Source organism: Citrobacter sp. R56, from assembly GCF_016811995.1.
In the GTDB taxonomy this organism is placed as follows: domain Bacteria; phylum Pseudomonadota; class Gammaproteobacteria; order Enterobacterales; family Enterobacteriaceae; genus Citrobacter_D; species Citrobacter_D enshiensis.
This window is the reverse complement of the sequence record NZ_CP069159.1, coordinates 4192108-4210838: the sequence shown is the minus strand read 5'-3', so window position 1 is coordinate 4210838 and position 18731 is coordinate 4192108. Positions and strand designations below refer to the sequence as shown.

Below are 18731 nucleotides of genomic sequence, written 5' to 3'. Positions count from 1 at the left end.
GATAAGCACGATGTCATTCCGGGATCAGGAGTCCGGCAGCAGTGCGTATCGTCGTAGCTGGCGACAATGAAAACCGGCCAGCAGTATCACCGTGGTTAATGCGCCGAGCAGGGCACAGAACATATCTGACTGGGTATCCCACGGATCGCCCTGGGTGCCGAGGAAATCATCTGCCCCCTGACCCATGGCCAGTGCCGCCCACCATTCGATAAATTCATAGGTCGCGCTGATAGCCAGCGCTACGCAGCACACCAGAAAGGCCAGCATTTTACGCCCACGAACAATTTGCCCACGGAGCAAAATCTCGCGCGCCGTTAGCGCAGGGACTAACCCCTGGAAGAAATGGCCTAATTTGTCGTACGGATTGCGGTGGAGTCCCAGCCATTCCTGAACGTCGAACCCAATGGGGACTTTGGCATAGGTGTACATGCCGCCAACCATCAGAATGATGGCGTGTAAGAAAATGAGCGTATAGAGCAGGGGCGTCAGTGGGTAGCGTTTCGCCGTTGCCAGCAGCAACGGGACGACAATAATGACCGGCGTGACTTCCATCAACCAGGTGAGTTTCTCCCCGGCAGAGAGGCCGGTATAGAGGAGAATCAGCCCTAAAATGAGAGCGCCAGCTTGTAACATCAAGGGATTAAGCGTGCGGGTCATGATGATTTTGTGACTCAAAGGAAAAGGTCACTATTCACCGCCGCGGGGAAAAATTCAACGCCTGTATTTCACAGGAAAAAACGGCCCGATGGGAAACCGGGCCGGGACGGTTATTTCGCGCAGTTAGCGCACTGTTTGCTGACGATCTGCTGGAAGAAATCGTTGCCTTTGTCATCCACGAGGATAAAGGCCGGGAAATCTTCTACTTCGATTTTCCAGATTGCTTCCATACCCAGTTCCGGATATTCGACGCATTCCAGATGCTTGATGCTCTGTTGCGCCAGAACTGCCGCCGGGCCACCGATACTGCCCAGATAGAAGCCGCCGTGTTTGTGGCAGGCGTCGGTCACCTGCTGGCTACGGTTGCCTTTCGCCAGCATGATCATGCTGCCGCCGTGCGATTGCAGCAGATCGACGTAGGAGTCCATACGGCCAGCGGTGGTTGGGCCCAGGGAACCCGACGGGTAGCCAGCCGGTGTTTTGGCCGGGCCTGCGTAGTAGATCGGGTGATCTTTAATGTACTGCGGCAGACCTTCTCCTGAGTCAATACGCTCTTTCAGCTTCGCGTGGGCGATGTCGCGCCCGACGATGATGGTGCCCGTCAGTGAAAGGCGAGTGGAGACCGGATACTGTGATAGCTGGGCAAGGATCTCTTTCATCGGGCGGTTGAGGTCAACGTTGACCACTTCACCTTCACCTGCCTGACGCAGGGATTCCGGAATGTACTGGCCCGGATTCTGTTCCAGTTTTTCGATCCAGATACCGTCGCGGTTAATTTTGGCTTTAATGTTACGGTCTGCGGAACAGGAGACGCCCATCCCCACCGGACAGGATGCGCCATGACGCGGCAGACGGATCACGCGGATATCGTGAGCAAAGTATTTACCGCCAAACTGGGCGCCGAGGCCGAGTTTTTGCGCCTCTTCCAGCAGTTCCTGCTCCAGTTGAATGTCGCGGAACGCCTGGCCGTGAGCATTGCCTTCGGTCGGCAGTTCGTCGTAGTAGTGCGTGCTGGCGAGTTTCACCGTCTTCAGCGTGCTTTCCGCAGAGGTGCCGCCAATGACAAACGCGATATGGTATGGCGGGCAGGCCGCAGTTCCCAGCGTACGCATTTTGTCGACGAGGTAGTTTTTCAGTTTACCCGGGGTCAGCAGGGCTTTGGTTTCTTGATACAGGTACGTTTTGTTCGCGGAACCACCGCCTTTGGCGATGCAGAGAAATTTGTATTCATCGCCGTCAACGGCGTAGAGGTCGATTTGCGCGGGCAGGTTGCTGCCGGTATTAACCTCTTTGTACATATCTAACGCGGCGTTTTGCGAATAGCGCAGGTTGTCTTCGATATAGGTGTTATACACGCCTTTTGACAGCGCGGCTTCGTCACCGCCGCCGGTCCAGACACGCTGGCCTTTTTTACCCATGATGATCGCGGTGCCGGTATCCTGGCAGGTGGGCAACACGCCTTTCGCCGCGATTTCTGAGTTTCTTAAGAATTGCAGCGCGACGTATTTATCGTTTTCGCTGGCTTCGGGGTCGTGAAGAATGGAGGCGACTTGCTGCTGGTGTGCTGGGCGGAGCATAAAGGAGGCGTCATGGAAGGCTTGCTGGGCCAGCAGCGTAAGGGCTTGCGGCTCGACCTTCAGAATCGACTCTCCTTCGAAGTCGCTAACGCTAACGTGCTCGGAGGTCAGCAGATAGTACTCTGTTTTGTCTTTCCCCATCGGGAAAGGCGCCTGGTAAGTGAATTCAATTTTTGACATTTGCTTCCAGCCTGTTCGTTTTTATCAGGAATGTAACATTCACTGTCTATTTCGAGGTGCGTGCCGCGCTTAACGGTGCGGCACGCGAGGTGTGGTTACAGGAACCCGTACATGGCAGCGAAGACCCAGCCAAATACGCAGGAGACGCTCACGCCGATCAAACCAGGTAAAATGAAGCTGTGGTTGATCACGAAGCGACCAATGCGGGTGGTGCCGGAACGGTCAAACTGAATGGCCGCCAGATCGCTCGGGTAGGTCGGCAGAATGTAGTAGCCGTAGCACGCCGGAGCAGACGCCACGATATACGCCGGATCGACGCCGATTGCCAGTGCCACCGGAACGATAGCCGCCAGCGCTGCCGCCTGAGAGTTTACAAACTTGGAAACCAGCAGCAGAACAATCGCATAGGCCCATGGATACTCTTTCACCATCTCACCCAGTACGCCCTGGATTTCATCCATATGCGCGCCGAACATGGTTTCCGCCATCCAGGCAATACCGTACACCGCCACAATGGCGATCATACCTGAACGGAACACTTCGTTTTTTGAGATAGAAGCAGGATTGGTTTTGGTCAGGATAATAATGAGCGCACCGGTCAGCAGCATAAACATCTGAATGACCAGAACCATGGACAGCGGTTTGCCGCCAAAGGACGGACGCAGATCAGAGAAGGCACCCAGTACAGCCACGATTGCGATAGAGGCCAGGAAGATCCACATCGCCAGCCAGTTGCTCTTCGGCAGTTTTTTGTCTAACAGCGTTGCGGTATCGCCGTACACGTAATGGTGGTTTTCCGGAACGGAAATAAATTTCTGAAAATCTTCGTCTTTATCCAGATCTTTACCACGGAACCAGCTAAAGATACCGATAGCCAGTATACCCAACAGCGTTGAAGGGATAGTGATAGAGAGCAGGTCAAGGAATTCCAGATGCTTGCCTTCAAAAGTGACATTACCCAGCATCGCTACCAGTGATACCACCGCAACGGAAACCGGGCTGGCGATGATCCCCATCTGCGCACCGATGGAACTCGCGGCCATTGGACGTTCCGGGCGAATATTGTTCTTAATCGCAACGTCGTAAATGATTGGCAGAATGGTGTACACCACGTGGCCCGTACCGCAGAGAATGGTCAGCGTACAGGTTACAAAGGGTGCCAGAATGGAGACATATTTCGGGTTGCGGCGCAGTAATTTCTCCGCAATCTGCAACATGACGTCCAGACCGCCGGAAGCCTGCAAGGTCGCCGATGCCGCCACCACCGCGATGATAACCAGCATTACGTCGACCGGCGGTTTACCCGGCTGAAGATGGAAAACAAAAACCAGAATGACAAGACCGATACCGCCTAACAAACCCAGCGCGATACCGCCCTTTCTGGCGCCATAAAACAGACACACTAATATAATAAGAAGTTGTATACTAAATAACATTTATTTACCCTCGCGAAAAAACCAGTCAATTTTGTTAAATGGCTCACTGACAATTTTTGATTTCCTGTACACATATCAAAAATTGACAAATATTCGTTACCTCTGCATTTGCGATTAATGCAATGCCGGATCCTTTAGGAACTTATTAAAAATGTTTAAGTTATTATAGTTCTTTTCAGAGATGAGCACTCTCTGGCGATGGGGCGCAGGGCTTTTAATGACGAGCAGTGACTGGTGTTGTCGTTTTTGTATGTTATTCCAGTTATTCAATAACATATCATCCGCGTTATCTCTTCCGCTATTACGTAAATCACAGCTAAAAGAGAAAGGGATTTTATTTATGTGATCGCAATCACTCCGGGGTATGGAGTTATTATCCGGGAATGTAGAATCAGTCGTCTGCTCACAAAACGATACGGTATTCATAAGATGTAGCATGTTCTCCATTGCTACTTATTTTAAATTACCTGAAGTGTTTAGCTAATTCAGGCAAATCCTTTTTTAATAAAAATACACACTCTGTAAGTTAGATAATACTTAAATAACTTTTGTTAGCGCTTATGAAATTAAAAACAACATGGCGTTAATCAATTATAAGATATTGAATTAAAAGCTGTATTACAGCCCGGTTTGATCTGGCACAAGCTTTGTATTGTGACAATTAAATCTGAGACCTGGTGATTTTTCATTATTGTAATAATTTTTACGATTATATAACGAATAATCCCAGGCCTGATTTTTATTTTTACTGGCAATATTGCTTAAGCAACGAGTAATGCTCAGCCTGAATTCGATACCGGTAAACCGGTCTGCCGGTGACACCATAATGAATGCTGGTAAACAAAATATGGCAGTTGACCAGCCAAATAAGGTACTTTCGGCAGGAAACACGAGATATATTAACCTCGTTTGCCAGTTCATCAGTGGAAAATTCCATTTCCTGGTGGGCGTCTATCCACTGGCACAGCGTGCGCAGGGTTTGCGGCGTCAGACCTTTCGGCAGGCGTCGGCTATCCTGCTCACTGGAGGCGCTACCGTGGATGAGCTGGTCGAGTTCTGACTGTTCATAGTATTGATGCTTTTCCATTGCCGCTTTTCTTTGCCGCCAGCCCGTCAGCGCCTCTTCAAAGCGGGAAGCCTGAAAAGGTTTGATCAGATAATCGACCACGCCGTAATGGAGGGAGTCTTTGATGGTCGTGGCATCGGCTGCTGAGGAGATAACAATGACATCGCATTTGTAGCCCGCGCTGTGCAGGATCGGCAACAGATCCAATCCATTTTCCTTTTGCATGTAAATATCAAGCAAAATCAGGTCAATAGGCTCTTCACCATCGAAGATGATCTCTTTTGCTTTCTCTAGCGTAGAGGCGGTTCCGCAACAATGAAAGCCAGGGGTTTGCGCAACATAGCGACGATTTAGCTCCGCTACCATTGCGTCGTCATCGACAATTAAGACATTGATCATACGCGGTTCCTTTCCCCATCCCAGGGTAACTGTACATAAAATTGTGTAAAGATCCCAGGTTCCGACTCGACGGAAATATGACCGCCAATACTTTCAACCTGTTGTTTTACTAAAGATAAACCGACACCACGTTCGGTTCCCTTTGACGAGACGCCTTTCTCAAAAATGTGTGCTATCCGCTCGGGTTCGATGCCCGGGCCATCATCATTCACTTCGCAGTGTAGAAAACCATGCCGATAATGTAAGGATACGCTGATTTCGCCGCCGGGCGTTTGATCGAACGCCTCCAACGCGTTATCAATCAAATTACCCAAAACGGTAATCAACACAGTGACTTGATCTTCATTGCTGCATTCCGGCAACTGGCTTTCATTACTGATCACCAGACTGTGCCCTAAATCGGATGTGCGATTCATCTTACTGAGTAAAAAACCTGCGATGACGGGTGATTTTATTTTCCCCAGCAGTGAGCCGATCTCTTCCTGATAGTTATTCGCGGTCTTAAGAATATAATCTTCCAGCTGCTTATAACTCTTCAGATGCAATAATCCCAGAATCACATGCAATTTGTTCATAAATTCGTGGGATCGTTCACGGAGTGCATCCGCGTAGTTGACCATACCGTCCAGTCGTTGCATGAGCTGGCGAACTTCGGTTTTATCCCTGAATGTTGAGATGGCACCGATGATTTTTCCATTGCTGCGTACCGGGACGGTGTTGATTAACAGCAACCTGTCTTTGATGGTGATCTCTTCGTCGCGGCGCGGTTTACCGTCGCGAAGCACTTCGCTGAGATCCACGACCTGCGACCAGGCGTGGCTGAGGGTGGAGAGCTGCGCATCGTCCTGGGATTTGCGGTAAGCGAGCAGTTCTTGCGCCGCATGGTTAATCAGCGTCACTTCGCCATTGCCGTCGACGGCGATCACCCCCTCTTTCATGGATTGCAGCATGGCCTGACGCTGTTCAAAAAGCGTGGAGATTTCGTAGGGTTCCAGGCCAAACAGAATGCGTTTTAGCACCCTGACCAACACGTAAGCACCTAACAGACCGACCAGTGCGCCAAATAAAACAGACCAGATAATGCTCCAGCGACTGTTGTTGATTTGCTCGGTAACCCGACTGAGTTCGAGGCCAATGGCGACGACGCCGATCTGTTTATGGTTTTCGTCATAGATGGGCGTGAAGACCCGCAGCGCTTTCGCCAGAAAGCCGCGATTGATGGCAACGTTTTCTTTTCCCTGCAGGGCCAAAAGGATGTCGTCGCCTTTAAACGGTTTGCCGATGCGCTGTGCTTCGGGGTGCGAGTAGCGGATGCTCTGCATATTGGTGATCACGACAAACAACAAATCGTTGCGCTTACTGACGGCTTCGGCAATCGTCTGAAGACCGCTTTCTTCGGGTTTTTTCTCGAGGCCGTGGCGAACTTCCGGGGAATCCGCCAACGTCCGCGCCACCGCCAGCGCTTTATTCGCCAGCGCGTCGCGGGTCATCTGACTGATTTGTGAGAAGTAAATCAGATGGACAACCAATAGCACGGAGAACAGTACGGCGCTGACCATCAGTATCACCGTTGTACCGAGTTTCATTGGCCGTTTACGCACAGCGAGGCGTTGCAGGGAGTGTCTCATCGCAGTCCTGGATTCACGAATCGTAAGGGTATTATCCCTGATGGGCTGCGTAATTCAAAGGCGCCAGGTTTTTTCTGGCGCCGGAGTAACATAATTAACGGCCTGTAAAACCTCGGGATTTGCTGGCCGACCGCCTGAACCCGGTGGGCCGGTTAAGGGGTAAGGAAGACGTGGGGCGTTGGGGCACCGGGATGTGGGCCAACCTGAACATCGGCACCGTACCAGCGGGATAACGTTTCGCGCTGCAGAACGTCGATGGGCGTACCTTCAGAGACGAGCCGGCCGTCATGCAGCAACAGGATGCGATCGGCCCACAGTGCCGCCAGATTGAGATCGTGCAACACCACGCAAACGTGAAGCAGCCCCTGCTGGGTGAGCGATTTAAGCAGCCGGAGCAAATGCTGCTGATGAAACAGATCCAGCGCAGAGGTCGGTTCATCCAGAAACAGCCAGCCGCGTGGTGAGCCTTCGCGCCACAGTTGCGCCAGCGCGCGCGCTAACTGCACGCGCTGTTGCTCGCCGCCGGACAGCGCGGCATAGCGTCTTCCCGCCAGCGACAGGCATTCGGTCAACTGCATCACCTGATGAATCACCGACGGTTCGGGCTGTGGCGTCCAGGGCATTCGCCCCATCCCAATCACGGTTTCGACTGGCCAGTCGAAACCGACCTGTGTTTGCTGGAGCATCACGGCGCGGTGGCGCGAAAGGGTTTGCGCTGACCATTGCGCCAGCGGTTTGTCCGCTAACAAACAGCAACCGCGCGCGGGAGGAATATAGCCTGTGAGCAGCCGTAGCAGCGTTGATTTTCCCGCGCCGTTGGGGCCAATAAGCGCCAGTAATTCCCCCTGCGCAAGGCTAAGAGACACGTCACGAATCACGGAACTGTTGGCGACTGTGTAGCTTATCTCTTCGGCAATGAGGCGTTCAGTCATGTTGCCCTCCCCGACGAAAAATAAGCCACAGGAACCAGGGCGCGCCTAACATGCTGGTCAGGAGTCCGACCGGCATTTCTGCCGGGGCAACCAGCGTGCGGGCGAGCGTATCGGCAACGAGTAACAAGAACGCACCGGCCAGCACAGACCCTGGGATCACCGCCCGGTGGTCCGCGCTTAACCCCATGCGAATCACATGCGGAACGACCAGACCGATAAACCCAATGACCCCGCTGATGGCGACCGCCGCTGCGACCAGCAACGCGCTGCAAACCAGTAAAATACGCTGAACAGTGCGGACATCGACCCCCAGATAATGGGCCTCTTCTTCGCCCAGTTGCAGGAGATTAAGCGTGGCCGCAAGGCGCCAGATGATCACTACCGTGGGGAGCATCAGAGAGGTCACCGCCAGCAGCGTTGACCACTGCGCCTGACCGAGACTCCCCATTCCCCACAGCGAAAGCTGGCGGAGTTGCGCATCGTTACTGAGCCATGACAGAACGCCTACCGCCGCGCCGCACAAGGCGTTGATGGCGATGCCGACGAGCAGGAGCCGCGAAAGCGAGCCATGATGTTGTCGGCTGAGCAGAAAAATAACGATCGTTGCCACTAATGCCCCAACGAACGCCGCCAGCATCGGGGCGTAAAGCATCAACAGCGGAGATAAGGTGAACGGCAGTACCACCCACAGCGCAACGGCGAGAGCCGCGCCGCTGCTGATCCCAAGCAGGCCGGGGTCGGCAAGAGGATTGCGGAAAAGCCCCTGCATGACGCAGCCTGCCAGCGCCAGCGAACCGCCGATAACCAGCGCCAGCAGCACTCTGGGTAAACGGATGGTCAACCAAATCTGGCGTAAGGCATCATCGCCTTCACGCCAGAGCAGGTTCACCGGCAGACGCAGCGCGCCAAAGCCGCTCGCCAGCACCGTCGCCAGCGCCAGTATCAGCGCCAGCGTATACAGGGAGAACGTGATATGCCGTGGCATCAGGGCAATGACTCCGCTTTGTTGCGTAGCTGCTGGATAGCCTGCGGAGTGCGCACGCTAAAGCCGAGCAGCGCCATATCATCGACTGCCAGCACCTGCTTATGGCGACCCGCAGGCGTTTGCGCCAGTCCGGGCAGTTTCCACAAGTTTTCTTCACCACCCAGGGCCGCCAGACCTTCCTTCGGTATCACCACAAGATCAGGCTGACTGGCGATAACCCCTTCCTGAGAAAGCGGCTGGTAGCGAGAGAATCCCTGCATGGCGTTGTGTAATCCCGCCGCGCGAATGGCGGCGTCAGCCCCCGTTTGCTGTCCGGCCGCCATCGCACTCATCCCGCCGTGATTCAGAATAAACAGCACACGTTTATTGAGCGGTGTCGTTGGCAGGGCAGTGATTTCCTGATGCAACGTTTTTCGCAGGGCCTCGCCTTGCGCAACCCGGTGGGTGGCTTTCGCGATGATCTGGACTTTCTCATCAATGACGCTGAGATCGTTGCGATCCGGAAGGGTAATCACCCGTACTTTGCTTTGCTCAAGCTGTTTGAGCACCAGCGAAGGCTGCGCCTGGCTACTGGCCAGCACAAGCGTGGGGCGCATAGCGAGCAGTCCCTCGGCATTAAGCTGGCGCAGATAGCCCACATCCGGCAGGGCAGTGGCCTCCAGAGGCCACTGGCTGGTGCTGTCGCGGGCGACAAGCGAAGACTGCGCCCCGAGTGCATAGACGATCTCGGTCACATCCCCCCCGAGGGCGACGATCTTATCTGCCGTGGCAGCAAACGCGCTCAGCGGCAGTGCGACAATCAGGGCGAGCCATTTTTTCATGCCGCCAGTCCTTTAGGCGCAAGGGCATCGATCTGCTTGCGCCATTGCGATTGCTCCGGCTCGCCTTCACTCCGTTGACCGTAGAGTTGGGCAATTTGCGTGCCGTCGTGCGCAAAAAGCTCGAGGCTGGTGACGTGGCCATCAGCGGTCGGTTTTCGCGTTACCCAGGTTTCGGCAATCTTCTCTTCCAGCAGATGCAGCGTAAAGGTCGGATTAAATATGTTCAGCCACCCCTTCATTGGCACCACTTTTTCAACGGCGCCAGTGAAGATCTGCACGCATCCTTTGTTGCCGACGAAGACCATGATTTCGTTGCCGTCCTGGCGGGCAGCGTTCAGGATCTCAGCCAGCGCGCTGTTCGGCACCTTACAGGCCAGATCGTCAGCAACCTGTTCAAACGCCTGCTGACGGGTCAGGTTATGGCGTTTTAGCAGGGTGAAGAACTGGTGAACGTCGGTCATCGCGCGCCACTCTTTTTCAATAGCGCCGGCCTCTGTCTGTGGCGCGCTGGCGGGGGCGTCGGTCGTTTTCAACGCCAGCGGCGGGTTCTCTTCGGTGATAAAACGCTGCAGAACGTCATTCCAGGCCGGGGTTTCCGTGTTGTCGGTCGCGTACACTTTCAGTACGGCATCCCCCTGATAGTCAAAGAATTGAATGCTTTGACGCTCGCCGCGGGCGCTTGTTTCCTTGACATGGAACACCCAGGCCCACTGATTCAGGAACAGGCGCAGATCGAGCGCGCGCGGGTTAAGCACTAGTCCGGCGTGACCGCTCAGATGCTGGTGGGTGAAGGCGCCAACCTGTTCATGCACTGCGTACTCGTTGCGGCAAATACATTTTGTTTCGCCAACGGCTTCCAGCGCGGCGAGGAGTTCGCGGATGTCGCCGTGCAGTCTTCGGGCGTCATGGCCGACGCGGGCAAACGTCAGTTCAGCTTCGCTGATATTCATCAGACCCGCGATATCACGCGCATATTTCTCCGGGTTCTGTTCTTTTAGCTCAAGCCAGCGAGTGTAGTGATTCATTGTCTCTTCCTTCCAGATAATAGCCCCGGCGAACCGGGGTGCGATGATTACCATTGATAGCTCACGAAAATCTTGCCGTTACGACCGTCCTGCGGAATACCCTGCGGCGACCAGTACTCTTTATCGAAGGCGTTGCCCAGTACGAGAGTGGTGGTCATGCCTTTCAGCGCTTGTTGTCCCTGGTAGCTGACGTAAAAATCGTTCACGGCATAACCCGGCTGTTTACTGTATTCGCTGCTGATGTGCGTTGAGCGATCGGCAAAGGTGCCGACCCAGCCGACGGAGAAACCGCTTTGTGCCACCGGTACGTTGAGCTTGCTGGTGACGGTGTCCGGGTTAATGCTGGAGATATATTCGCCGGTGTCCGTATCTTTGCCACGCGTGCGGTTGTACGCGACATCGAGGCTGAACAGGTCTGTTGCGTATTTTGTCATCACGTCCCAGCCCCAGATTTTGGCGTTCGGGACGTTATAAGACATGGTGGTGGCTGCGGCGAAGTCGACGGACGTGGAGATATAATCCTTCGCGTTGGTATCAAAGTAGCTGGCCTTAAACTCCAGAGCATCGTTGGACAGCATCAGGTCGTTAAAGCGCAGTCCAAAACCATATTCCTGTGTTTCGTTCGTTTCCGGGCGCAGATTCGGATTCGGTATCCAGTAGTTAGTGTAGAAGTTGCCGATAGAGAAGTGTTTGGAGTCGTTATACATTTCGCCCATTGTCGGCGCGCGAAATGCCTGAGCGTAAGAACCAAACAGCATCAGCCAGTCGGTGGGGCTGACGGTCATCCCGGCACGCGACGACCACTTGTCTGCATCGACATCATCATAACCGTCGCTGCTGCCACGGTAGTTGTCATAACGCGTACCGCCTAACAGCGTAACGGGCAGGTCGCGCAGGGTGATTTCATCCTGTAACCAGCCAGAGCTGAAGTCGATTTTCGCTTCCGGGAATCCGGTCGTGGCACCGCCGGGATGTTGTTCCTGACGATAATATTCCCCGCCGTACGTCAGCAGATGAGAGGCAAAAGAGTCGCTGAAAACACGGCTGCGGTTTTCGACTTTGCCGCCTTTGGTCGTCTGTTTGCGGAATTCACCCGTGCTGTCGATATTCTGCGTGTTAATGCGGGCTTCAGACCAGTACGCGCTGACATCGGCGTTCAGCCAGTCATTGCCTTGCGGGGCGAGTTTATAAGACATCTGCATATCACGCTGGATCGTCGAACGGTCCACCATCGGATTACTGCCGCTTGAGGCTTCAATGGTCTGCGGGTTTTTCGGTTCCTGCGCAGCATTATTGTAATAGCGCAGTGAGCCGCTCAGCGACTGCGCCTCGTTAATCTGCCAGGCGCCTTTTGCCAGCATATTATTGATGGACTCATCGTTGGGCGCGGTAGAACCATCACCCTGACGCAAATCACCGCGATCGCGGCTGGACCATGCCACCAGACCGTCCAGATTATCGGTGCGGCCAAAGGCGCTGGCGCCCATTCCCAGACTGTGATCGCCGGTGCCGCCCGTGCCAAAGACGCGGAATCCGCTGTTTTGCCCTTCCTGGAGTAGATCTTTGGCATCGGCCGTCTCATAGGCGATGACGCCACCCAGCGCGCCGCTGCCGTACAGCAGTGCTGAAGGTCCGCGCACGACTTCAATACGTTTAATCAAGGCAGGGTCAAGGAACGTACTGTTGAGATGCCCGGTGTCGGTTCCCTGACGTACACCGTCAACCAGAATCAATACACCGCGGCGGTCATAGCCACGCAGGTTAACATCCTGACCATTCGTGCGCCCCGTCCCGTTCAGGGTGATGCCGGGAACACTACGCAGCAGGTCAGCAGCGGAGCTGGCAGTTTGGTTTTCGGGATCGGATGTATCGATAACGCTGACCATCATCGGCGCATCGAAAGCGCTGCGGGCGTTACCGGTTGCGGTGACGGTCATATCGTCTGTGGTTGCGTAAGCCGCCCCAGGCAAGGCGCTGGCGATGATGATTGCCAGTAGCGATGGGCGCAAAGAGGCAGATTGCAGGCGTAACATAACAACTCTCCATGAGGAAATTGAAAAGTGCTGGCTGCCTGGGATGACCTGGGTGGCTGGCGAAATAGAATGTTTTATTTAGTCAGGATCAGTTTTCCGGATTGCGTCTGGCGCAGCAGGTAATGTTGACCTTTATGTTCAATCAGCACCCATCCCTCTTCGCCAAGCAGCATCTTGCTGTCTATCTGGCGCTTGGCGCGAGAAGGGGAGAGCGGCGTAGTGTCTTTAATGTGTTGTGCTGCCGTAGTGTTAAGCATACCAGGCACGTCCGTTATGAAAATGATAACAAGAATGATTATCATAAAGATCAAGTTTTGCATCAAGAGTTATTTCGCAAAAATGTGTCTGGATCAATTTTGCCAGAGGAGTAGCGTTGGACTCCCTGAAGTGGAGCCGGTGTGGGGGGAAGGAGCCGTGTTATCAAAAGCCCCCTTTTCATAGGGCGATGACGTTTTCTCTCGTTTGAGTGCACTGGGGTGCTGTTGGTGTTCTGTTTCTGTTTCTGGTTCAGGGAACGGGAACTTAGTGATGAAGTCGATGGCTCTATGACAATTTTGGAATAATAGTATTCACTGTTTTGCATCTTTTAATTGTTTATCTTTTTTGTGGTTTTGGTACTCTCTTAAACATTCATCAGGACAACTCCTGAGTTGAATTTGTATTAATTTTCCAGATCAGTATTTAATAACGCGCTAACTATTTTAATTTACAAAATAGTTTAATTAACCTGTGGTGTTGGAGTTATTCATTATTATCGATGTTGACTCCGCAATAAATCGCCACATTACTTAACTATATCTGGTTGTATATAGTTTTGTTTTATAACTTCATAGCGCTAATGATTGTTTGTTCAATCATTTAAAATACTTATATTTTATGTTGTTATATGAGAGGCTAATTGAGTGAACATTGAGAATAATGATATGCTTGAAAAACATGACTTTGAGTATCTGAAAAACATTGACTTTAATTCTGCACTCTACTTTTCTGCGGTGATGAGCTATAAGACGATATTTAATGCCAGTGTGGTGTTGAACTGTTCAGCGCCCACAGTGAGTATAATGCTCAAACGCTTTTGTTCCTACTTTCCCGTACCGCTTTTTGAAAGAGAAGGGCGTTGTTTGCGTCCAACCAAATACGCGGTAGAGCTGGATAAAATGATCGGGGAAACCTTTTTGAAATTTGCTCTGGCGGTGAATGACGACTCCCGCAAAGCAAAGGCGTTTGCATGAGTATGACAGTGTACTCTTCACTCATCACAGCAGACTTGTGTCTAATGACATTACGACCTGCTGCTGTTACGGCTTATTTTCCTGAGCCATTAGCTCAATAATATAATCTAACGATGATTGTACACGGAACGGCAGGTTCTTCCGGCTTCTATAAATGACATAGCAATCAATATAAATGCCCCATTCTGGAGGCAGGACGGCCTGTATTCCGCTGGTATCTTTCAGAAGTAAATCGGACGTGACCATGTACCCCATCCCATTTCGACAGCAATTGATGGCGGTGTAAACATTGTCGAACTTTAGTTTTCCTGTAACAGCGACCGATTTTACTTCTGCAGTTTCTGCATTCGCAAACTCAAAAATATTTTCATAACTGTTATTCGCCATTGAACTTAATAAAATGAAAGGATGCCGGGATAACTCTTCTGGCGTAGTGAAGGGATGGCGTTCGCGAAATTCTGGGGTTGCAAACACATCCATCCGTATGCGTTTTACTTTTCTGGCGATCAGATTCTGATTATGCGGTGGCGAATAGGAAATCAGCATATCGCAGGAATTATTAAAACTTACGCCTTTAAAGTAGTCGGCTTTATAGTGATTGGATGTTGTTATTGTTACGTTCAAATCAGGGAATCGTTGAAACAAGGGCGGCAGAATATTTTCTGCAAGATAAGCCTGCATGCCTGAAGGGGAAAAGATGTTTACTTCGCCTGTAGGGGCTTTCTTGTAATGCTCAACCAGTTCAAAGAGCTCATCATTTTCAATAATGTGCTTTCTAATGCGAGGCAATAGCGTTTCGCCGAAGGCGGTTAGCCTGACAGGGCGACTCTCCCGATCAATTATTTTAATGCCTAACGTTTCTTCCACTGCCGCAATGCTTTTACTGATGCTGGCCTGGGTCAGACCCGCATTTTTCGCAGACAGACTGAAACTTTTCGTTTCAACAAGATCCAGCAGTATTTTTAAATCTCTGATTTTTAATTGTTTCATTATGTCTGTTCTGTAAACATTGTGCCTTGTTTCCAGTGTAGATGATCTACGACCTGAAATAATTACCCGACATCAACAAGGCACAATGAACTGCTTAATGGTCCAGATAGAGGTAATGCATCCAACTGGTCATACGCAGTAATACTTTACGCATAATGGCCACATGAGAAAAATGATCTGAATAGACGGCAACTTGCGCGTATATGCCATCCGGTAAGGCATCAATACTCTCATCTGGGTTCAGATCAATGAGGGCGAGAACACCTTCAGTACCCGGCGTGGCCGTCAATGATTGCAATGTCCCTTGAGCCTGATACGAGCCGCCTGGAATCGCCGGAAGCACGCCTGCCAGTTTTCCTGTGAATACCTGGCCTGGTAAAGAGTTGAACACGATCTCGGCTTCATCACCGGCTTTTAAACGCAACAATGAGTTCTGGCGGAATTGCGCCACGATCTGCCGTTTTTGTTTGGGAATAAACACCATTACCGGACGCAGTGGTAACGCCGCAGCAAAAGTACCTGGGCGGATCAACACTTGAGTAGCGTAGCCATCGCTCGGCGCACGGACAACGGTCTGCTCTAAATCAAACTTTGCTTCAGCAAGCTGGGCGCGCAGGCTGGCAACTTGCGATTGCTCGCCGTTGAGAAGGCTATCAAGCTGGCTTTTGATTTGCGCTTGCTCTGCAACGGATGACTTTACTGCCGCATCCTGAGCGAGGTAGCTTTGCCGGGCATGATCAATATCGCTTTCTGAAAACGGATTCACCTTCGCCTTACTGCCTTGCAAATAGCGTTGGTAATCTTTGTACAAGCGATCGCGTTGCGCAGCTGCTGTCGCGGTATTCGCGACGGCTTCATCCATCTGCGCCTGTAGCGAATCAGCATTATGGATTGCGGTGACAATATCGGCTTCCAGTCTCGCAACGCGGGCCTGGAAGCGTGTCGGATCCAGTTCAAAAAGGACTTCGCCTTTTTTGATAAGTTCGTTTGGCTTATCCGTGACCTTACGCACAATACCCGTCACCTGTGGCGTAATCGGAACGGATATCACCGCTTTTTGCGCCTTAAAGGTATAAGGGTGGTTATAGTTCATTAATAGAATCAGGGCACCAACCAGAAAGATTCCACCCAGAGCTGCTGTTGGGATACTCCATTTATTGACAGGAATCTTGAATATTTTAAAGACCAGCCAGGCCAGAGCCACGTAAGTCAGAATAATTAATAAATCCACAATTAATTGCCTTGAGTGTTATCAGAGTCAGCGTGTTGTTGTTGCTTTTTCACCAGCCGTTCAAGCTCAGCAATACGCAATTGCAGGTTTTCATACTGCGGTTGCTGTGCAGTCTGCATTCCCCATCCACGGTCGGGGCGATACAACGTGGCCCAAATCCAAAGGAACGGCCACAAGACATGTAACGTGAACAGGCTTACCCATCCGGCAACATGTATGGCATCGGCATGCGGGTGGTTACGTTTTTTGGCAATTTCGTAAGGAATGTCATGAATGATGATGACACCGTAAAAAATTATCAGGAACACCAGGATTAAAACGCCAAGTGCAAAATAATTAAGGAACATACTATTCCTCCTCCCTCCGTCGGGTTGGTAAAACTAAGCTCGACCCATCTTCTTTCGCTGACGTATCACCCCTAAGTTATGGTTTAGGGGGAATAGTACTAAGGGGGACAGCGTGGTTATGTCTCACGGGATGATAAATCCCGATATATTGTTTTGAGTCAGTACGGTTTTCGTGAATATTCTGTTAATTTTACTTGTTTAGATAATGTCTTGCTTAATGGTAATGAAAGCAGGATACCTTATTCAATATGTCTCGCTAGAGTTAATCGTTTAGAATTACGGAACGATTTAACTATATGGAATATAATAATTATAATTGAATTGCATGGTGAGTTTTTAAACGCTATTTTGTAAATGTTTCATAAGGCGCTTCAAGTAAGAGAAAGGATTCTTTTTTCTGAGTTGATGATGTTTATGAAATGTGAGTAAATGTGCCTGAAAGAGAAATAAACAATTACTATTCTTAACACATCATTTGACCGCCGCCCGTGCGGTCTTTTTTTATGTATTATTTTGAGGTATTTCTCTGCGCAAGGAGTAGGGGATCCATGAATTATTGCGGAGAATATTGGAACGGATGGGGCCAGAGTACAAGCGTATCTTACTGGAAAAGTAGTCAATGATGCTGTTTAGTTTTCAGTTATAAAATCTTCTGCTTTAACTCCTGACTTTCTGAGTTCGCCTGGGGTTATTTTATATTTTTTGCGGAATGCCCGACAGAATGACTGTTGTGAACTGTATCCTGCATTTAAGGCAATATTTAGAATAGTATTCTGTGAATTCATTAATTCAAGTGCAGAATGATTAAGGTAGATATCTTTTATAAAGCGTCCAAGCGATATTCCCGTGTGTGCTTTAAAAAAAGATTGCAGATAAAACTTTGAAAATCCAGAGATAGTAACGAGATCATCAATCTGTAACTTGTCTTCTGGTCTTTCATTAATCAATGCGATCAGTTGGTTGGACACTTCTTTTGTAAATGAATTGTTTTTTGAACATGCCATCTATTCTCTGTTCCTACTGACTGTACACTGTCGATGTATTCAATAATCATATAATGCGATATCAATAACAACGTTTATTTTCCGAAAAGCTAGATTGGCACAGCCTTTTTTTTGTGATGGATTTCGCATATTTTCACCATCCCTGTTTTGATGAAATGTTAAGTGTTTAAATATCTTAAACTATTCAATATTTTTGTGTGACTGGGTTATTCTTAATATTATTTTAAGTAAAGTGTGCAGGGTTATATAAGGCGAAATGTGCAATGAAAGAGATTCTGCGTTATGTACTGACGTCTTTTTTGCTTTTTATCAGAATTTTTTCTTCTCAATGAGGCAGGATTTTATATTAACGATAATTAATGTGGTTGTCGTTTATTCTGTTTTCATCCCCAGGAGTTGCATAGTCGTTATATCCATTTCAGATGTGGCGATTTTATTATTGTTGACAGTATTACGGTAATTGTTCATATAGTTATGATGTCTGGCGTGTGGTGAGTGATGCAGGTCTTTTGGGGTACAGGTAATGCAAATGACTTTCCACTTATGACAGAGAACAGACATACATATTTTGAGTGACCATCTGATTGATTCTTCAAAATAAACACAAGTGCTTAAGTGTGATAGCCAGTGATGACGAGGGATATATGAAAAAGATAATTGCTGGAGCGCTAGTCGCTGCTTTTTCTTTTAGTGCGCAGGCTGCGGAAATGATGCTGCAAAAAGACTTCGAGAAAGTCGCCGATCAGTATGTCAACGTCGGTGAGATCGCCACGTCAGGTACGACCAGTACGGCTGAGGCGAAAGCTGAGCTTTCTAAAAAAGCAGATGAAAAAGGGGGAGACATTTTCGTGATGACCTCGGGTAACACCAATAACAAGATCCACGGAACAGCCAACGTTTATCGGAAAAGGTGAGCCTGAACTGCCCCATACCAGAGGGAAAACCGCATCCGGCGATGTCCGGCAGCGACAGGGACAGAATAAGTGGGAGGGAGAGGCCTGAAGCCGACCTGAACCTATACCTATAAATGCAAAGAACCCGCCCTGTAGGTGGGTTCTTTGCATTTATAGCGCACCAGGCTCTTCTATATATATAGATGTGTTGGTTTTCATTGTGATCAAGAGACACACCCTGGGGCGACAAGCGCAAATCGATACCTGTCTCTCACCACACCCCTTGCCACCCTTT

At 50.4% G+C, this 18731-nt stretch carries 17 protein-coding genes; 2 read left to right on the top strand and 15 right to left on the bottom strand.

Annotated elements, in window-relative coordinates; translation table 11 throughout:
* Positions 1–24 precede the first annotated feature (24 nt).
* The 11 genes from JM656_RS19820 to hemP all read right to left on the bottom strand — a co-directional run bounded on the left by JM656_RS19820 (position 25) and on the right by hemP (position 12996).
* Positions 25–657 carry a DUF2238 domain-containing protein gene (locus JM656_RS19820; RefSeq protein ID WP_203359230.1) on the bottom strand — a complete coding sequence of 211 codons (633 nt, stop codon included), beginning with the start codon at positions 655–657 and terminating at the stop codon, positions 25–27.
* A gap of 110 nt (positions 658–767) precedes the next feature.
* Positions 768–2414, bottom strand: a complete 1647-nt coding sequence (fumA, locus tag JM656_RS19815; protein ID WP_203359229.1) for a class I fumarate hydratase FumA — start codon at positions 2412–2414, stop codon at positions 768–770.
* Positions 2415–2509: 95 nt separating this feature from the next.
* Positions 2510–3850 carry an anaerobic C4-dicarboxylate transporter DcuB gene (gene dcuB, locus JM656_RS19810; RefSeq protein WP_203359228.1) on the bottom strand — a complete coding sequence of 447 codons (1341 nt, stop codon included), beginning with the start codon at positions 3848–3850 and terminating at the stop codon, positions 2510–2512.
* A 745-nt stretch (positions 3851–4595) separates the two neighbouring features.
* Positions 4596–5315, bottom strand: coding sequence for a two-component system response regulator DcuR (gene dcuR, locus JM656_RS19805; protein WP_203359227.1), 720 nt, complete (start codon positions 5313–5315; stop codon positions 4596–4598).
* Positions 5312–6943 carry a sensor histidine kinase gene (locus JM656_RS19800; protein WP_203359226.1) on the bottom strand — a complete coding sequence of 544 codons (1632 nt, stop codon included), beginning with the start codon at positions 6941–6943 and terminating at the stop codon, positions 5312–5314. The genes dcuR and JM656_RS19800 overlap by 4 nt, the downstream gene beginning before the upstream one ends.
* Before the next feature lie 152 nt (positions 6944–7095).
* Complete coding sequence (locus tag JM656_RS19795) at positions 7096–7875, bottom strand: heme ABC transporter ATP-binding protein (protein ID WP_203359225.1); 780 nt, start codon at positions 7873–7875, stop codon at positions 7096–7098.
* Positions 7868–8860, bottom strand: coding sequence for an iron ABC transporter permease (locus JM656_RS19790; protein ID WP_203359224.1), 993 nt, complete (start codon positions 8858–8860; stop codon positions 7868–7870). Before JM656_RS19790 ends, JM656_RS19795 begins: the two co-directional genes overlap by 8 nt.
* On the bottom strand, positions 8860–9681 hold the full coding sequence (locus JM656_RS19785; RefSeq protein ID WP_203359223.1) for a hemin ABC transporter substrate-binding protein: 822 nt from the start codon (positions 9679–9681) through the stop codon (positions 8860–8862). The genes JM656_RS19790 and JM656_RS19785 overlap by 1 nt, the downstream gene beginning before the upstream one ends.
* Positions 9678–10706: a hemin-degrading factor gene (chuS, locus tag JM656_RS19780; protein ID WP_203359222.1), complete on the bottom strand. Its 1029-nt coding sequence runs from the start codon at positions 10704–10706 to the stop codon at positions 9678–9680. The genes JM656_RS19785 and chuS overlap by 4 nt, the downstream gene beginning before the upstream one ends.
* A gap of 47 nt (positions 10707–10753) precedes the next feature.
* Entirely contained in the window at positions 10754–12739 is a 1986-nt protein-coding gene (locus JM656_RS19775) for a TonB-dependent hemoglobin/transferrin/lactoferrin family receptor (protein ID WP_203359221.1), read from the bottom strand.
* A gap of 74 nt (positions 12740–12813) precedes the next feature.
* Positions 12814–12996: a hemin uptake protein HemP gene (gene hemP, locus JM656_RS19770; protein ID WP_238929175.1), complete on the bottom strand. Its 183-nt coding sequence runs from the start codon at positions 12994–12996 to the stop codon at positions 12814–12816.
* Positions 12997–13662: 666 nt separating this feature from the next.
* Here hemP and JM656_RS19765 point away from each other — a divergent pair.
* Complete coding sequence (locus JM656_RS19765; protein WP_203359219.1) at positions 13663–13971, top strand: LysR family transcriptional regulator; 309 nt, start codon at positions 13663–13665, stop codon at positions 13969–13971.
* Between the two features lie 66 nt (positions 13972–14037).
* Here JM656_RS19765 and JM656_RS19760 read toward each other — a convergent pair whose 3' ends face one another.
* The 4 genes from JM656_RS19760 to JM656_RS19745 all read right to left on the bottom strand — a co-directional run bounded on the left by JM656_RS19760 (position 14038) and on the right by JM656_RS19745 (position 17543).
* Positions 14038–14961 (bottom strand): LysR family transcriptional regulator, encoded by a 924-nt coding sequence (locus JM656_RS19760; RefSeq protein WP_203359218.1) that lies wholly within the window; start codon positions 14959–14961, stop codon positions 14038–14040.
* Positions 14962–15055: 94 nt separating this feature from the next.
* Complete coding sequence (locus tag JM656_RS19755) at positions 15056–16192, bottom strand: HlyD family secretion protein (RefSeq protein WP_203359217.1); 1137 nt, start codon at positions 16190–16192, stop codon at positions 15056–15058.
* 2 nt (positions 16193–16194) lie between these two features.
* Positions 16195–16539 (bottom strand): DUF3302 domain-containing protein, encoded by a 345-nt coding sequence (locus tag JM656_RS19750; RefSeq protein ID WP_203359216.1) that lies wholly within the window; start codon positions 16537–16539, stop codon positions 16195–16197.
* A gap of 629 nt (positions 16540–17168) precedes the next feature.
* Positions 17169–17543 carry a helix-turn-helix transcriptional regulator gene (locus JM656_RS19745; RefSeq protein WP_203359215.1) on the bottom strand — a complete coding sequence of 125 codons (375 nt, stop codon included), beginning with the start codon at positions 17541–17543 and terminating at the stop codon, positions 17169–17171.
* A gap of 644 nt (positions 17544–18187) precedes the next feature.
* Between JM656_RS19745 and yahO the strand changes: the two genes are divergently transcribed.
* A complete protein-coding gene (gene yahO / locus JM656_RS19740) occupies positions 18188–18457 on the top strand; it encodes a DUF1471 family periplasmic protein YahO (protein ID WP_192613689.1) in 270 nt (89 codons plus the stop codon).
* Positions 18458–18731 lie beyond the last annotated feature (274 nt).

Bases quoted from the DNA above. Each gene is read 5' to 3' on its own strand.
- JM656_RS19820 (WP_203359230.1), bottom strand. From the start codon at position 657: ATGACCCGCACGCTTAATCCCTTGATGTTACAAGCTGGCGCTCTCATT.
- fumA (WP_203359229.1), bottom strand. From the start codon at position 2,414: ATGTCAAAAATTGAATTCACTTACCAGGCGCCTTTCCCGATGGGGAAA.
- dcuB (WP_203359228.1), bottom strand. From the start codon at position 3,850: ATGTTATTTAGTATACAACTTCTTATTATATTAGTGTGTCTGTTTTAT.
- dcuR (WP_203359227.1), bottom strand. From the start codon at position 5,315: ATGATCAATGTCTTAATTGTCGATGACGACGCAATGGTAGCGGAGCTA.
- JM656_RS19800 (WP_203359226.1), bottom strand. From the start codon at position 6,943: ATGAGACACTCCCTGCAACGCCTCGCTGTGCGTAAACGGCCAATGAAA.
- JM656_RS19795 (WP_203359225.1), bottom strand. From the start codon at position 7,875: ATGACTGAACGCCTCATTGCCGAAGAGATAAGCTACACAGTCGCCAAC.
- JM656_RS19790 (WP_203359224.1), bottom strand. From the start codon at position 8,860: ATGCCACGGCATATCACGTTCTCCCTGTATACGCTGGCGCTGATACTG.
- JM656_RS19785 (WP_203359223.1), bottom strand. From the start codon at position 9,681: ATGAAAAAATGGCTCGCCCTGATTGTCGCACTGCCGCTGAGCGCGTTT.
- chuS (WP_203359222.1), bottom strand. From the start codon at position 10,706: ATGAATCACTACACTCGCTGGCTTGAGCTAAAAGAACAGAACCCGGAG.
- JM656_RS19775 (WP_203359221.1), bottom strand. From the start codon at position 12,739: ATGTTACGCCTGCAATCTGCCTCTTTGCGCCCATCGCTACTGGCAATC.
- hemP (WP_238929175.1), bottom strand. From the start codon at position 12,996: ATGCTTAACACTACGGCAGCACAACACATTAAAGACACTACGCCGCTC.
- JM656_RS19765 (WP_203359219.1), top strand. From the start codon at position 13,663: ATGCTTGAAAAACATGACTTTGAGTATCTGAAAAACATTGACTTTAAT.
- JM656_RS19760 (WP_203359218.1), bottom strand. From the start codon at position 14,961: ATGAAACAATTAAAAATCAGAGATTTAAAAATACTGCTGGATCTTGTT.
- JM656_RS19750 (WP_203359216.1), bottom strand. From the start codon at position 16,539: ATGTTCCTTAATTATTTTGCACTTGGCGTTTTAATCCTGGTGTTCCTG.
- JM656_RS19745 (WP_203359215.1), bottom strand. From the start codon at position 17,543: ATGGCATGTTCAAAAAACAATTCATTTACAAAAGAAGTGTCCAACCAA.
- yahO (WP_192613689.1), top strand. From the start codon at position 18,188: ATGAAAAAGATAATTGCTGGAGCGCTAGTCGCTGCTTTTTCTTTTAGT.